Origin of the sequence: Solibacillus sp. FSL K6-1781 (assembly GCF_038630735.1) — a bacterium.
Lineage (GTDB): Bacteria > Bacillota > Bacilli > Bacillales_A > Planococcaceae > Solibacillus > Solibacillus silvestris.
Genome location: NZ_CP152038.1, coordinates 2,815,046 through 2,830,200, shown reverse-complemented (window position 1 = coordinate 2,830,200; position 15,155 = coordinate 2,815,046). Strand labels below are relative to the sequence as shown.

Below are 15,155 nucleotides of genomic sequence, written 5' to 3'. Positions count from 1 at the left end.
TTATAAAATAAGTTATTTTCCAAACATATGACATTAAACCTAATCTAAGATAAATAAAATTAATATAATAGGAGTTAAATATTTTACTGTAGGAGTAATTCCCTATTATAATAGAACTAAAATATTCTTCATAAGGGAGCTTCTACAAGATGAAAACTTTTCCGCCTAACAATAGCACGACACAAATTTTAAATGAAACATCTGTATTGACTGCACTTGAATCAAATTTGGCCATGATAGAATTTAACCTAAACAAAGAGGTTATTTGGGTAAATGAAAATTTCGCTAAAACATTAGGATATACAGTAGGTGAAATGAAAAAGATGGTACATAAAGAGTTTTGTACACTTGATTTCAGAAACAGCAGTGCCTATGAAGAATTATGGGATTGTCTTGGTAAAGGGGAAAAGTATCAGGGCAAAATCCAAAGGGTTGGGAAAACGGGGAATCTACTTTGGTTGGAAGCTACCTATATTCCAATTATGGATGACGAAGGGCAAGTAGAAGCTGTACTTAAAATTGCAACTAATATTACAGAGCGGGAAAATAGCACAATAAAAATTACTTCTCAATTAAAGGAAATGCCAACAGAGTTAGTAAATCTTGTTGTTGAAAATTCTATGGAAAAAATACAAGCAATAAAATCATTGGAGCAACAAATTAATTTGATTACTGATACGACTAAAATTATCCGTAATATTTCGATGCAAACGAATGTACTTGCCTTAAATGCTGCAATCGAAGCAGCCCGTGTAGGAGAGCAGGGACGCGGTTTTAAAGTTGTGGCAGATGAAGTTCGGAAATTGGCCAGCAATGTTGATCATGCCATTAAAAATGTGAATACGAACATAGAAAATATTACAAGTGAAGCTTTAAAAGTCAGTAAAATAACAGATGATCTACAAAGAACCGTCTCAGAAACTCAATCAAAGTTTAGTAAGACTATTGAAGAATTTGAAGGGGTTATTAAATAATATTACGACAAAACAAAGACATTCATAATGGGAGAATGTCTTTTTAGTTTTATTTAAAACGTGTATCATCTTTATCATGCCGTTTTATCTAGCGTCTTCCCCGATAAATGCTGTAAATATCTAAAATAATAATCTGAAATTTTAAATTATTTTAAAAACCTACTTGACGAATAAGAATTAAATCGGTACGATACTGTTAATACATTTAAAGTTAAGTAGTTTACTAGGGATTAGATAATTAAACTACTCCTTTAAAGAAAAATTTAATAAAGTGCTGATTAGACAACTAAAGGCGCTAAAAATACATTCCTCTCACCAAACATATTGGAGGAGGCTGTATTTTTAGTGCCTTTTCATTTTAACTTTTGTTAAAAGCGGTTGTCTTGGAAGGAGGAAACTAAACAAAAGAGGGTATCAACAATGTTTGAATAGCACTTGTACGTCAAATAAACGGTTAACTTAAATAAATAATGAAAAGGGAGCGATATATATGGGAAATCCAACAATTCATCCGACAGGAGCGACAGTTTACAATCCAGAGAAGGCGGCAAGCGGTTTTACAATTTTTCAAGCAGCAAATGAGGGAGCATTACTGATTGATATGAACGGGAAAGAAGTTCATTTATGGAAAGGGCTACGCGGCTTCCCGAACAAAGTATTTCCAGGTGGTTTTGTTCTAGGGCATACGTTTAATCGTGATCCGCAGTATGGCTTCCAGGATGAGGGCGATTTAGTCCAGATTGATTTTGAAGGTAATGTTGTATGGAAATTTGACAAACATCAATATATTGAAGATCCCGGCAAGGAAGCAAGATGGTATGCACGAGCACACCACGACTATCAACGTACGGGCAGTCCTGTAGGTTACCCGGCACCAGATCAGGAGCCGCAAACAACAGGCGGCAATACATTGATTTTGGTTCACCGTGATGTAGTCAACGAAAAAATCTCCAAACATCCACTATTGGATGATGCATTCATTGAGGTCGATTGGGAAGGTAATATCGTATGGGAATGGAATGCACATGAGCATTTCGATGAGCTAAACTTTAGTGATGAAGCAAAAAAGGCAATTTACGAGGAGCCGAATCGACGTTTCTTTGGTAATCATTCAGGCGACTGGCTTCACATTAATTCCATTTCATTAGTTGGTCCGAACCGCCATTATGATAATGGAGATGAGCGTTTCCATCCGGACAACATTATTTGGGATGCGCGTGAGGCAAATATTATCGCGATTACAAGCAAAGAGACAGGGGAAATCGTATGGCAACTTGGTCCGGATTATGACACACCGGAGACAAAACATTTAGGATGGATAATCGGACAGCATCATGCACATATCATTCCAAAAGGTTTGCCAGGAGAGGGGAATGTTTTAGTATTTGACAACGGAGGCTGGGGAGGATACGGCGCACCGAATCCAAACTCGGTTGATGGCAATAAAGTGGCAATCCGCGACCATTCCCGCATTTTGGAAATCGATCCGATTACACTTGAAATTGTATGGCAATATACTGGGCTTGAAGCGAAGTATTCAGTACCAACAGATTCCTATAAATTCTACAGTCCTTATATTAGTTCGGCACAGCGTTTGGAAAATGGCAATACGCTTATTACAGAAGGTTCGAATGGCCGAATTTTTGAAGTAACGGCAGACCACGAAATTGTTTGGGAATATATTTCTGCCTATAAAAATGAACGAGGGTCAAATATGGTCTATCGCGCATACCGTGTGCCATACAACTGGGTACCACAATTGGAAACACCGGTTGAAGTAGAGATCAAGCCAATTGATGTGAAAGATTTCCGTGTGCCAAATGCGGCAGAAGGCGGTGCACATTCGGTTGCTGAAATTAAAGAAGCTTTTTCTTATGGTGAAGGTGCGCTTTGCGTTGCTCGTTATGATGAGACAGTGGCGAAGAAAATTACAACTTGAATTTTTGAACATAATTCCTAGTATAAAAATAAAAATAGTTAGTTAGTGGAAAGAGTGAAAATATGAAACTAAAAGGTTCGATACAATTACTGCTCTTATTTGTAATGGTGCTAATATTAGCGGCGTGCGGGAATGATGCAAATTCAGCCAATGCTGATGCCAAAACAATTCGGGCAGCAATCGATACAGCAGCAGGGGGGTCGTTCCAAATCCGGACAGCTGCTGCAAACAATTATTTTGCGGATCGAGAATTGAATGTAGAGCTTTCTAATTTTGCCTACGGAATCGATACTGTGAACGCTGTTTTGACAAAGCAGGCAGATACAGGGTTGGCGGCAGATTATGCATTACTGAACTCGCTAGGTAAAGGTGATTTCGTCGTCGTTTCATCGCTGACAGGGAGCGATGAGCATTTCAACTCTGTCAGTCTGTCTGAAATTCTAGCAGTGAAGGGAATAGAGGTTCCGGCGGATATTAAAGGGAAAAAAATTGGTGTTGCAAAAGGAACGGTATTTGAATACCAATGGGCTAAATACTTGGAGCACTACAGTATTAGCGAGGACGATATTAAATTTATACCGTACAGTACTCCTGATGAAGCAATAGTCGGAATGAAAAAAGGGGATATCGATGTCGTAATTGGATCCGGTGCCTTAATAGAGAAATTCAAAAATATTGATGGAGTACATGAAATTGATCGATTGAGTTCTGTACCTGATTTAAGTGTATCGAGCTATTTAATTGTGGACCGAAAATTTGCAAAAGCAAATTCAGCCGAAATTGGGAAGTTACTTGAAGGTATTGAACAAGGAATTGAATATGTAAAGGGGAACCCGGAAGGTACTGCGGACATCGGCTACAAAGAGCTGAAAATTACAAAAGAAGACATACTGCTTGATTTAAAACGAGTGAACTATACGCTCGGTTTTACGAAAGAAGACTATACACATTTATCCAACATGAAAGCATATTTGCTGGAGCGCGGTATTTTGGATGAAGATTTTAATTTAGATGAAAAGCTGTATCTAGATCCGGCGAAGCAAGTATTGAAAGACAAGGTAACTTACTAACTAAGGGGGAAAAGGCAATGCTGAACACGATAACAGAAGAAGCAATTGTAATTAAGAATGGTGCCAAAACATTTCAGACAGATATTGAAAATCCGACATATGTATTAAAAAATGTAGATTTATCGATAAAAAAGGGCGAGTTTTATGTACTTCTCGGTCCAAGTGGCTGCGGTAAATCAACACTGCTGAATATTATTGCGGGATTTTTGGATTTGTCGGTTGGCGAATTGCACATTGTGACTTCTCGTGAAGAAAACCGAGATGGACGCGGTTTCGTTTTTCAGTCAGCGGATTCAGCATTGTTCCCTTGGTTAACTGTTGAGGAGAATATTTCATTTGGCTTAAAAATGAAGAAGGTGCCTCCAGAAAAGCGAAAGAAGATAGCCAATACTTTCATAAAGCTAACGGGTTTACTTGGCCATGCAAAAAAGTTTCCAGATAATTTGTCAGGCGGGATGAAGCAGCGCGTTCAGCTTGCCCGTGTTTTGGCAAATGAGCCGGAAATCTTATTAATGGATGAGCCGTTTGGGGCACTTGATGCAATGACACGACGAACGATGCAAAATGAGCTCATACGAATTTGGAAAGAAACAAATAAAACCGTTATCTTTGTGACACATGACATTCAGGAAGCGATTCTTTTAGGTCAGAAGATTGGCATAATGTCTGTCGGTCCGAATTCGCGGATCGAGACGGCTTATGACGTAAAGCTGCCTTATCCTCGTGATATAACAAGTATTGATTTTAACAATCATTATAAGCAAGTTCAGACGCATTTTGAGGACTTTTCGATTTAATAAAAGCTTTGTTTAGAATAATAGGAGGCAGGTTATGACGACAATTGAACTGAAAAAAGGACAGCAAGTGGCGCCTGTCGTAAAGGTAAAGAAAAAAAGCAGAATCGGTAAATTGATTTTACAGTCCGGTATGATTGGCTGGTTATTTATTCTGCTTGTATGGCAAATTGCATCGATGTTTTCCGAACCGATGTTTTTGCCAAGCCCCTATTTAACATTGATTGGGGCGATTGAAATTGCCAGTGATGGGACATTGTTTCTCTATATGGGCTACAGTTTTTTACGGGTGCTGGCTGGATGGACACTCGGGTTGTTAATTGCTGTACCATTTGGACTTCTTATTGGAACGAACAAGTTTGTGCGGGCACTGTTTGAACCGGTCATTAACTTTGTGCGCTTCATCCCGCCTCTTGCTTTCATTACTTTATTTATGCTGTGGTTTGGGATTGGCGAACAGTCAAAAGTATTTTTAATTGTCTATGCAACATTTTTTGTCATCACCATTAATACATTAACAGGGGTCCTTTCTATTTCAAATGATAAATTATTATCTGCTAAAAGTATGGGGGCTTCAAAGTTTCAAACGCTTATTTACGTTGTAATTCCGGCCACAATACCGTACATATTTACAGGTGCGAAGCTTGCGATGGGATCGTCGTTCATGGCGATTGTCGGGGCGGAAATGGTTGCGGCAAATGAAGGAATCGGTTTTATGATCTGGAATGCTCGACTATATTTTAAAACAGACTGGATTTTTGTGGGGCTTGTCGTACTAGGATTAATGGGCTTTATTATGGACCGTATTTTCGCATATGCCGGACGCAAGCTGCTTGGTCGTTATAAAGTTGTGTAACAAAAAATAAGCTAAACAAATATGTTTAGCTTATTTTTATGAAAGGCTATTTCTGTTTAACGTAATGAAATAATAATCAATTTGCACTATTAAACTAATTATTCATATTTTTTTACTTGGTTTTATTGATTTGTAGAAAATTTCCATGTATCATATGGTTTATTATACAAATATTGGACTTTTATTTTTAAAAAGGAGAGTAAATTAATGGGGAAAGTATATATTGTTGGGGCAGGGCCTGGTGATGTCGATTTAATCACAGTAAAAGGTTTACGCTGTATACAAGAAGCAGACGTAATTTTATATGACCGGTTAATTAACAATGAGCTGCTATCTTATGCAAAGCGCGGCGCACAGTTGATATTCTGCGGGAAATTGCCGAACCGTCATGCGATGATTCAGGAAAATATTAATCTTTCTTTAGTTCATCATGCTTTACAAGGTAAAACGGTAACCCGATTAAAAGGCGGCGACCCATTCGTTTTTGGACGTGGTGCTGAAGAAGCGGAAGTATTAGCGGAAAATGGCATTCCTTTTGAAATCGTGCCGGGAATTACTTCAGGTATTGCTGCACCAGCCTATGCAGGGATACCGGTTACGCACCGCGATTTAGGCTCCAGTTTTGCGATTGTCACAGGACATATGCGTGAAGGAAAGGATGATTCCATCCAATGGGAGAGTTTGGCAAAAGGTATAGATACGCTAGCTATCTATATGGGGATAGGCAATTTACCATATATTTGCCGGCAACTTTTAACATTTGGACGGGATGCTTCTACACCTGTCGCATTAGTACATATGGGAACTTATGAACAACAGCAGACGATTACAGGGACATTAGGATCGATTGTTGAGATTGCTCAAGTAAACGATGTAAAAAATCCGAGCATGATTATCGTGGGTCAGGTCGTGGCATTACGTAAAAAAATAGCATGGTATGAGCAAACATTACAACAGGATAAAAGAATAAAGGAAAAAATTGTGTAAAGCAGGTGAGTACGATGAGGGCAATTTTGTATGTAGGGCACGGTACACGCTTGAAAAAGGGCGCAGATGAGGCAATACAGTTTCTGGAAACAACAAAATCTTATGTAGAAACTGAAATTCAGGAAACCGCTTTTTTGGAACTAGTCGAGCCTGATATTCTGGAAGGTGTTGCAAAATGTGTCAATCAAGGTGCAACACATATATCGGTTGTCCCGATTTTATTATTAACGGCTCAGCATGCTAATGAAGATATACCAGCTGAAATTAAGATTGCGAAAGAACGTTATCCGCACGTAACCTTTTCAACCGGGCGCCCATTTGGAATTCATCCAGCTTTAATTGAGACGGTTTATGAAAGAATTGTTGAACAGCAGGTGCCGATTAATGCTGACGCAGAAGTTTTATTAATCGGCAGAGGAAGCAGCGATATTGCCGTTGTAAGGGATATGGCGAGAATCAGTGAACAGCTAAAGGAAACTTACGGTTTCCGAGAAGTAAAATCTTGCTTTTTATATGGGGCAGGACCGTCTTTTGATCAGACATTAGTTGAACTGAGATCCAAGCAGACGAAGCAAGTTTTTATTGTACCTTATTTATTGTTTTCGGGACTTTTAAGTGTAGGAATCGAAAAAAGAATTCGGTCGCTTGACCTTGATTCATCTTCCGTAATTTTATGCAACCATTTAGGCTACAACGAAAAAGTTCGGAATGTTTTGCTGGAAAGAGTGCAAGAGGTCATCTGAAAATTAGGAGGCATTTAGTCATGACGAAATCAAATGATATTAACGAAACGATTGAGAAGATTAAAGATACGGTTGCATCAGTGAAATATGGAACAGTGACGTTAGTTATTCAGGACGGTCATGTTGTACAAATTGAAAAAAACGAAAAAATCAGATTGAAATAAAACACGATTCGCGAGGTGGAAGTTTTGACGTTAAATCTGCATAATAGCCCATTTTCCGAGGCACAGACAAAGTTAATCAATGAGCTATATCCAACGTTAACGGACTATCAAAAAGTTTGGTTAAATGGTTATTTAAGTGCAATACAAACAATAGGAGATTCCAATCAGCCGTTTGAAGTAACGGTTACAGAACAAGGGCAAACCGTTTCATTGCTGGAGGCAGTCAAACAGGAGGCAACCATTTTATACGGTTCGCAAACCGGCAATGCACAACAAGTTGCAGGTAAATTGAAAACGGCTTTAGAGTCACAGGGGGTCGAGGTCGTTCTGTCTGCAATGTCTGATTTTAAAACAAATAATCTGAAAAAACAGAAAAATATTTTCATCATAACAAGTACACATGGCGAAGGTGATCCACCGGATAATGCAATCTCCTTCCATAGCTTCCTATATGGAAAGCGAGCACCGAAACTGGAGGAGGTATCTTTTTCCGTTCTCTCGTTAGGCGATAGCTCATATGAATTTTTCTGCAAAACGGGACTTGATTTTGATAAACAACTAGAAAAATTAGGTGGTAAACGGATTGTTCCGCGTGTCGATTGTGACTTGGATTATGATGACCAAGTTTCACAGTGGATTGGGCAGGTCGTGGAAGCAATGGCGCAAAATACGCCGAGCAAACAACTGGAATATCAAAATATACCGGTTGCGGTAGCTGCTGGTGAAAAATCGGCCTATGACAAAAATAATCCTTTTTATGCGGAAGTACTGGAAAGCATCAATTTAAATGGTCGCGGGTCGAATAAGAAGACTCAGCATTTGGAGCTTTCATTGGAAGGATCCGGTTTGACATATGAACCGGGCGATAGCGTCGGCATTCTTCCTGAAAATGATGCAAATTTGGTAACTGCATTACAATTATCGCTTGGCTTTGAAGGCTCGGAAGTAGTGACGGTAAAAAATCATTCTAAATCATTGAATGAAGCACTCACTTTACATTTTGAAATTACTGTACTGACAAAGCCATTACTGCAAAAGCTGGCTGTCTTTTCAGAAAACGATAAGCTTGAGGCATTGCTGGAGGATGATTCAAAGCTAAAGGAATATGTTTATGGACGAGACTTGCTGGATGTTGTGCAAACTTTTGGACCTTTCAACTGGAATGCCCAACAGTTTGTTGATCAGCTCCGTAAAAATCCGGTACGCCTGTATTCCATTGCAAGCAGTCAAAAGGCAAATGAAGAAGAAGTTCATTTAACAATCGGTAAAGTTTTCTATGAAGTAGACGAACGTGAACGTTTAGGCGTTGTGTCTGGGCAAGTGGCAGAGCGAATTGAAATTGGAGATAAGATTCCGGTTTATATTCATAAAAATCCGAATTTCCGTCTGCCGGAAAATGCGCAAACACCAATAATTATGATTGGTGCGGGTACTGGGATTGCTCCTTACCGTTCATTTTTGGAGGAACGTGCTGAAGCAGGCATCGAAAGCAATGCATGGCTGTTCTTCGGAGATCAGCATTTTGTTACAGATTTCTTGTATCAGACTGAGCTGCAGCGCTGGCTGAAAGATGGTACATTGACGAAATTATCTGTAGCCTTTTCACGTGATACAGAACAGAAAGTCTATGTACAGCATCGTCTGCTTGAAAATGCTGAAGAAGTATATCGATGGTTAAATGAAGGTGCGGTCATCTACGTATGTGGTGATGAGAAATATATGGCGCATGATGTGGATCAAACATTGCGCAAAATTGTTGCGGAACAGGGCAGCAAAACGGAAGAAGAAGTTACATTATTTTTTAATGAGCTAAAAAGTCAAAAACGTTATCAGCGAGACGTATATTAAACCATTTTTTTGTTATGGACCGTTAATTTTAATAGAGATAGGAGATAGGCATATGAGTCAGAAAATCGTACTTCCTCCACAGCCGGGTAAACCGAATGATGTCGAACGTATTAAAGACGAAAGTAATTATTTGCGGGGAACTTTAGAAAAAACAATGCAGTATCCAATTAGTTCAGGAATTCCGGATGATGATAACCGTCTCATGAAATTCCATGGAAGCTATTTGCAGGATGATCGGGATTTACGTACAGAACGAGAAAGACAAAAGCTGGAGCCAGCTTACCAATTTATGGCCCGTGTCCGAACTCCGGGTGGTGCCGCAACATCGGAACAATGGCTTGTAATGGATGAGATGGCGGAAAAGTACGGGAATGGGTCACTAAAGCTAACGACTCGTCAGGCATTCCAGGTACATGGCATTCTGAAATGGAATGTCAAAAAGTATATGCAGGAAATTCACGAAGTGCTGCTTGATTGTATCGCGGCATGCGGTGATGTAAACCGTAATGTAATGTGTAATGTAAATCCGAATCAATCGGCATTTCATGAAGAAGTGTATAATTGGTCCGCGAAGTTAAGTGAACATTTATTGCCTCGTACTCGTGCATACCATGAATTATGGCTGGACGGAGAAAAAGTTTATGATGGTATACAGGATACAGAAGTTGAACCGGTTTACGGCGCACTGTATTTGCCACGTAAATTTAAAATCGGTATTGCCGTTCCACCGAGCAATGATATTGATGTATTTTCACAGGATATTGGTTTTATTGCCATTGTCGAGAATGGCGAGCTACTGGGCTTTAATGTCGCGGTCGGCGGCGGGATGGGTATGACGCATGGCGATAAGGAAACATACCCGCAATTAGGCCGTTTAATTGGTTATATTCCAAAGGACCGTCTGCTAGAAACTGCGGAGAAAATCTTAACAATCCAACGTGATTACGGGAATCGGGCAGAACGTAAAAAGGCCCGCTTTAAATATACGGTAGATGCAAAAGGTTTGGATTTTATTAAACAAGAGCTGAATCATCGTTTAGGGTGGGAGCTTGAACAAGTAAGACCGTACACATTCAGTCGTACAGGAGATGAGTACGGATGGATAAAAGGGGAAAATGGGAAATGGCACTTTACGTTATTTATCCAAAATGGACGAATTAAAGATTTTGAAGATTATCAGTTAAAATCGGGCTTGCGTGAAATTGCCAAAGTGCATACAGGGGTGTTTCGTTTAACTCCAAACCAGAACCTTCTGATTGCAGATGTAACGCCACAGAAAAAACCGGTCATTGATAAACTGTTGATGGCTTACAACATAACGGATGGTGCGCATTATTCTGCACTGCGACGCAATTCGATTGCCTGTGTCTCATTGCCGACGTGCGGCCTGGCAATGGCAGAAGCAGAACGTTATTTGCCTTCATTAATTACGAAAATTGATGAAGTACTGGCAGATAACGGGCTGCGTGATACCGAGATCGGTATTCGTATGTCAGGATGTCCGAACGGCTGTTCACGCGCAGCAATGGGCGAGATCGGCTTTATCGGAAAAGGACCCGGCAAGTACAATCTATACTTGGGCGGTGATTTTAAAGGACAGCGCTTAAACAAAATCTACAAAGAAAATATCGGTGAAGAAGAAATCTTAAATACTCTTTCGCCAATTTTTTCTGAATATGCAAAAGAGCGATTCGAAGGTGAACATTTCGGTGACTTTACAATTCGTAAAGGTTATGTAGAAGCAGTAACTGATGGCCGACAATTTCATGGACTGAGCGAAGTGCGAAGTTGACAATGTTACCGATGATGGTCAATATACGAAATAAAAAAGTAATTGTAATAGGAGGCGGAAAAATAGCGGCTAAGAGAATCGAGTCGTTATTACGCTTTCAACCGAATATTACAGTCGTAAGTCCGGTACTTGAGGAACGTTTACATGACCTTGTGAAAAGTGATGTAATCGAGCATATTGCAAGATCCTTTCATAAAAGTGATGTGCAAGGGACGTTTCTCGTCATTGCGGCTACAGATGATACAGCGGTAAATCAACGGGTTAAGGAAAGCTGTCAGACCAATCAGCTGATCAATATTGTCGATGATCCGGCCAATAGCTCGTTTCATTTTCCGGCAATGTATGAGAAAAATGAAATTACGATTGCGGTGACGACGAGCGGTATTAGCCCGATGCTTGCCAAAAATCTCCGTGACGAATTCGCAGCGATTGTTGATGGGATGGATCCGGAATATTTATTGTTTTTAAAAGAAGTCCGGCATCTGGTGAAAGAGGGGCAGTTTACTAAAGAACAGAAGCGTATTCTGTTAAAGGAATGCTTGGAAGAATGGTATCACTCCAATTCTATACAACGGTCAATTTTTATGGAAAAGATTCTTGATTTATACTATCACCCCAAAAAAATAAAAGATAAATTAGGGAGCAGTTACAATTGACTGCTTCTTTTTTATTTCTGTATTTATAGAAAAAACTGGGTAAAGCAGTAGAAATCTAATTATAGAAAAAGACATATTTATTTATGTTAATATTAATGGAAGATAATAAATCTTTACTATAAAAACTTTGAATGTTTCCATAAACTATAACTTCAAACGGATATTCTGGAATGGAGGTAATTTCATGGTGATACCAATGCAGGAATTACAGATATATCAAAATTTTAATGAACTCGCCAGTGATGTATTAGAACTAGCTAAGGAAATTATGCCTGACAAACTGATTTATTTAAGTTCATTCACCGAGAATGAGCAAGTTATTCTTCGGCTTTCAAATGCAGATTCACATATTTTATTGTCTGAAGGAATGGCAGTAAAGCTTAATCAAACGGCTTGTAATCAAATTGATTTTGAAAATAATCAACCGTTAATATATGAAGATATCAGTAAAGAAACGGATTTTGAAGAGCTGAAAAAAATAAGCAAAAAAATTAATATTAATTCCTATTTGGGTATACCAATTTCCCTTACAAATGGGGAAAAGTTTGGCACATTATGTGTGGTACATCATGATGCTGCTCACTTTGATACAAAAAGCATCAGTTTGCTTCAAAAGGTAGCGAAGATGTTTTCATATTATTTAATGTTGGAAAAACTGGCCTATAAAGATTCTTTGACAGGACTTTACAATAGAGAGTTTCTTTTCGCGTTTTTCAAGGAATATTCAGAATTAGGAGGGACTTTATTCTTTCTTGATTTGGATGGGTTTAAAAAGATAAATGATCTGTATGGCCATGATGCAGGGGATCAAATTTTAAAAATTGTATCTTCAAGAATTAAAAAATTTATAAAACATCACGAAAATGTATTTGCAGTGAGGTTGGGAGGAGATGAATTTATTATAAATTTACCTCATATTTCTTCTAAAGAAGAAACTGCCAAACAGGCTGAAATACTTCTTGAGTATCTCAATACATGGGATAACGAATATCAACTTTCCGCAAGTCTTGGCATAGTCCATTATACGGTAGAAGATACATCTGCTCTGGAAACGATTCTAAAACATGCGGACAAAGCTCTATATCAAGCAAAATTGGCGGGTAAGAACACTTATAAATTTTTTGAAGCTTAATGAACTGCACCTCAATTGTCAGAAACATCTCAATTGGAGGTGTATTTTTTTATGACTAAATTCAGTGCAGTGGAAACGCTATCAGTTAATCGAGCTTTATGCTTTGAACTTTTCTATTGAATAATAAAATGTTGATGTAGGTTGAGGGACTGTTTGGTTGTTGCAACTCACACACATCTTTACACAACTCCCAGGAATGAAGTGCATAGTATAACAGAAACCGGCTATAAGAAAGGTGGAAGCTCTTGTATCACCCACAAATGATGTTTCAACCAGTCGCCAGTATACGGGAATTGACTGTTACAGGGAATGGTGAAATTATTGCTCAGCCTGATTATGCGCAAGTGCAAATCGAAGTTCGAACGCAAGGCGAAAATGTCAGCACGATTCAGCGGGAAAATGCGGTTATTATGACTCGTGTGATTGATTCACTAAGGGCTTTAAATATTCCCCAAGAATCCATTCAGACGACTGCTTACAATATCTTTCCAACGTATGATTTCATAGATGGAAGACAGGTGCTAAGGGGCTACGAGGTTCAAAACGCCATAACAGTAAAAATAGCGGATATTGGTCAAGTAGGTACGGTAATTGATACGGCAATTCGAAATGGAGCAAACCATGTATCCGCTATCGAGTTTAAAATAATGGATACAGATGTTTACTATCGTCAGGCACTTCAGTTTGCTCTGATCGATGCCGTGGGGAAAGCAACAGCTATGGCTAAAACGATGCGCGTCACATTACACACGGTGCCGGTGGAAATAATCGAAGAGCAAACGATCGCTCCGATTCCGTACAAAGCGATGCAGTTAAGCAGCCGACAGGTAGTGACACCGATAGAACCTGGAACAATGACAGTAAGCGCATCAGTTCGTGTAAAGTTTAGTTATTAGAAAAATTATATTTCATTCTATAATACTTTAACCGTCCAGAAAAATAGCGGTTAAAGTATTTTTTATTACGGTGATTTTCATCCTAAATTCTCTTCTTTTTATATTCAAGCATGTTTTCTACCTGCCTGTACATAAAGTATCTATGATAAATAGAAATATAAAGAAGGTGCGAATTGAAAAAGAGTATTCAAATTGCAGGGGCGTTTGTCAGTTTAGTTGTCGGTGCAGGTTTTGCTTCAGGACAGGAGATTATGCAGTACTTTACTAGTTTTGGATTAATGAGTGTGTTTGGATGTATTGTAGCGACGATTATTTTTACGATGTTGGGGATGACGCTTGCGCAGATTGGTTCCGATTTACAGACGTCTTCCCATAAGGAAGGTATTCATTTTATCGGTGGACGCTTTTTTGGTCCGGTACTCGACCAGCTAATTTCCTTTGTGCTGTTCGGCATTGCGGTGGTTATGCTGGCTGGAGCAGGCTCTACTTTTAATCAGATGTACAGTGTGGATGCTTCGATAGGAAGCTTGTTTATGGCAATACTTGTTGTAATTACACTGATGCTTAATGCGGAAAGTATCATTAAAATGCTGGCGGCTCTTATGCCATATTTACTCGGAATCATATTTATTCTATTAATTTATTCATTGTTTACGATGGAATATTCAGTGAGCGAGCTGAATGTAATCGCGAAAAGCCAGCCTTCTGCATCACCACATTGGTTTTCCAGCGCCGTTATATATGTTTCTTATAATATTGCGGCAGGTGCGGCAATGCTTATTGTAATGGGGGGAACGGCAACGAATAGAAAGGTTGCTAGAAGAGGCGGCGCGTTAGGAGGCATCATACTAGGGTTACTCATTTTACTAATTAATGTAGCTTTATTTGCCAAAATGGATATTGTGGCCGGGGTCGAAATGCCGACACTGGAACTGGCAAAACAAATTCATCCTACAGTTGGTATCATCATGTCCTTTGTGCTGTTAGCCATGATTTACAGTACCGCTGTAGGAACTCTTTATATACTGGCTGTCCGAATAGTAAAACAGGACCGTTTTGCATTTAAGGTCGTTATCAATCTCCTGTGTATTGTTGGCTTTGCGATTAGCTTAGTCGGTTTTACAACTTTGATCAGTAAGTTGTATGTCATCATGGGGTATTTAGGAATAGTTCTGATTCTTTTTATCATGATTTCAGCATTATTCAAATCGAGTGGTCGGAAGGTAACTTGAATGACGAAAAATTCTATGCTAAAGATTCATCCTTCTTTTTTCATAAAATTCTTCGTCATTCCGCCTATAACG

The 15,155-nt window shown here is 39.0% G+C and carries 14 protein-coding genes; all 14 read left to right on the top strand.

Annotated features, from left to right (window positions below; genetic code table 11):
• Positions 1–149 precede the first annotated feature (149 nt).
• Positions 150–974: a methyl-accepting chemotaxis protein gene (locus MHH37_RS14185; protein WP_342573581.1), complete on the top strand. Its 825-nt coding sequence runs from the start codon at positions 150–152 to the stop codon at positions 972–974.
• 490 nt (positions 975–1,464) lie between these two features.
• Positions 1,465–2,913 (top strand): aryl-sulfate sulfotransferase, encoded by a 1,449-nt coding sequence (locus MHH37_RS14180; RefSeq protein WP_342573580.1) that lies wholly within the window; start codon positions 1,465–1,467, stop codon positions 2,911–2,913.
• Positions 2,914–2,975: 62 nt separating this feature from the next.
• Positions 2,976–3,983, top strand: coding sequence for an ABC transporter substrate-binding protein (locus MHH37_RS14175; protein ID WP_342573579.1), 1,008 nt, complete (start codon positions 2,976–2,978; stop codon positions 3,981–3,983).
• Between the two features lie 17 nt (positions 3,984–4,000).
• Positions 4,001–4,780, top strand: coding sequence for an ABC transporter ATP-binding protein (locus MHH37_RS14170; protein WP_008405062.1), 780 nt, complete (start codon positions 4,001–4,003; stop codon positions 4,778–4,780).
• A gap of 34 nt (positions 4,781–4,814) precedes the next feature.
• Positions 4,815–5,633 carry an ABC transporter permease gene (locus MHH37_RS14165; RefSeq protein ID WP_342573578.1) on the top strand — a complete coding sequence of 273 codons (819 nt, stop codon included), beginning with the start codon at positions 4,815–4,817 and terminating at the stop codon, positions 5,631–5,633.
• Positions 5,634–5,840: 207 nt separating this feature from the next.
• A complete protein-coding gene (gene cobA, locus MHH37_RS14160) occupies positions 5,841–6,620 on the top strand; it encodes a uroporphyrinogen-III C-methyltransferase (RefSeq protein ID WP_342573577.1) in 780 nt (259 codons plus the stop codon).
• Positions 6,621–6,634: 14 nt separating this feature from the next.
• Entirely contained in the window at positions 6,635–7,363 is a 729-nt protein-coding gene (locus MHH37_RS14155) for a sirohydrochlorin chelatase (RefSeq protein WP_342573576.1), read from the top strand.
• A gap of 20 nt (positions 7,364–7,383) precedes the next feature.
• Positions 7,384–7,527 carry a YezD family protein gene (locus MHH37_RS14150; RefSeq protein ID WP_014823193.1) on the top strand — a complete coding sequence of 48 codons (144 nt, stop codon included), beginning with the start codon at positions 7,384–7,386 and terminating at the stop codon, positions 7,525–7,527.
• A 24-nt stretch (positions 7,528–7,551) separates the two neighbouring features.
• Positions 7,552–9,375 carry an assimilatory sulfite reductase (NADPH) flavoprotein subunit gene (locus MHH37_RS14145; RefSeq protein ID WP_342573575.1) on the top strand — a complete coding sequence of 608 codons (1,824 nt, stop codon included), beginning with the start codon at positions 7,552–7,554 and terminating at the stop codon, positions 9,373–9,375.
• A 52-nt stretch (positions 9,376–9,427) separates the two neighbouring features.
• On the top strand, positions 9,428–11,167 hold the full coding sequence (cysI, locus tag MHH37_RS14140) for an assimilatory sulfite reductase (NADPH) hemoprotein subunit (protein ID WP_342573574.1): 1,740 nt from the start codon (positions 9,428–9,430) through the stop codon (positions 11,165–11,167).
• Between the two features lie 2 nt (positions 11,168–11,169).
• Positions 11,170–11,823: an NAD(P)-dependent oxidoreductase gene (locus MHH37_RS14135; RefSeq protein ID WP_342576264.1), complete on the top strand. Its 654-nt coding sequence runs from the start codon at positions 11,170–11,172 to the stop codon at positions 11,821–11,823.
• A gap of 184 nt (positions 11,824–12,007) precedes the next feature.
• Complete coding sequence (locus MHH37_RS14130) at positions 12,008–12,955, top strand: sensor domain-containing diguanylate cyclase (RefSeq protein ID WP_342573573.1); 948 nt, start codon at positions 12,008–12,010, stop codon at positions 12,953–12,955.
• Between the two features lie 245 nt (positions 12,956–13,200).
• Complete coding sequence (locus tag MHH37_RS14125) at positions 13,201–13,851, top strand: SIMPL domain-containing protein (RefSeq protein WP_065215564.1); 651 nt, start codon at positions 13,201–13,203, stop codon at positions 13,849–13,851.
• 173 nt (positions 13,852–14,024) lie between these two features.
• Complete coding sequence (locus MHH37_RS14120) at positions 14,025–15,083, top strand: membrane protein (RefSeq protein WP_014823199.1); 1,059 nt, start codon at positions 14,025–14,027, stop codon at positions 15,081–15,083.
• The last annotated feature ends 72 nt before the right edge of the window (positions 15,084–15,155 follow it).

Coding starts and splice junctions, on each gene's coding strand:
- cobA (WP_342573577.1), top strand. CDS start 5,841: ATGGGGAAAGTATATATTGTTGGGGCAGGGCCTGGTGATGTCGATTTA.
- MHH37_RS14165 (WP_342573578.1), top strand. CDS start 4,815: ATGACGACAATTGAACTGAAAAAAGGACAGCAAGTGGCGCCTGTCGTA.
- MHH37_RS14175 (WP_342573579.1), top strand. CDS start 2,976: ATGAAACTAAAAGGTTCGATACAATTACTGCTCTTATTTGTAATGGTG.
- MHH37_RS14180 (WP_342573580.1), top strand. CDS start 1,465: ATGGGAAATCCAACAATTCATCCGACAGGAGCGACAGTTTACAATCCA.
- cysI (WP_342573574.1), top strand. CDS start 9,428: ATGAGTCAGAAAATCGTACTTCCTCCACAGCCGGGTAAACCGAATGAT.
- MHH37_RS14185 (WP_342573581.1), top strand. CDS start 150: ATGAAAACTTTTCCGCCTAACAATAGCACGACACAAATTTTAAATGAA.
- MHH37_RS14130 (WP_342573573.1), top strand. CDS start 12,008: ATGGTGATACCAATGCAGGAATTACAGATATATCAAAATTTTAATGAA.
- MHH37_RS14155 (WP_342573576.1), top strand. CDS start 6,635: ATGAGGGCAATTTTGTATGTAGGGCACGGTACACGCTTGAAAAAGGGC.
- MHH37_RS14150 (WP_014823193.1), top strand. CDS start 7,384: ATGACGAAATCAAATGATATTAACGAAACGATTGAGAAGATTAAAGAT.
- MHH37_RS14170 (WP_008405062.1), top strand. CDS start 4,001: ATGCTGAACACGATAACAGAAGAAGCAATTGTAATTAAGAATGGTGCC.
- MHH37_RS14135 (WP_342576264.1), top strand. CDS start 11,170: ATGTTACCGATGATGGTCAATATACGAAATAAAAAAGTAATTGTAATA.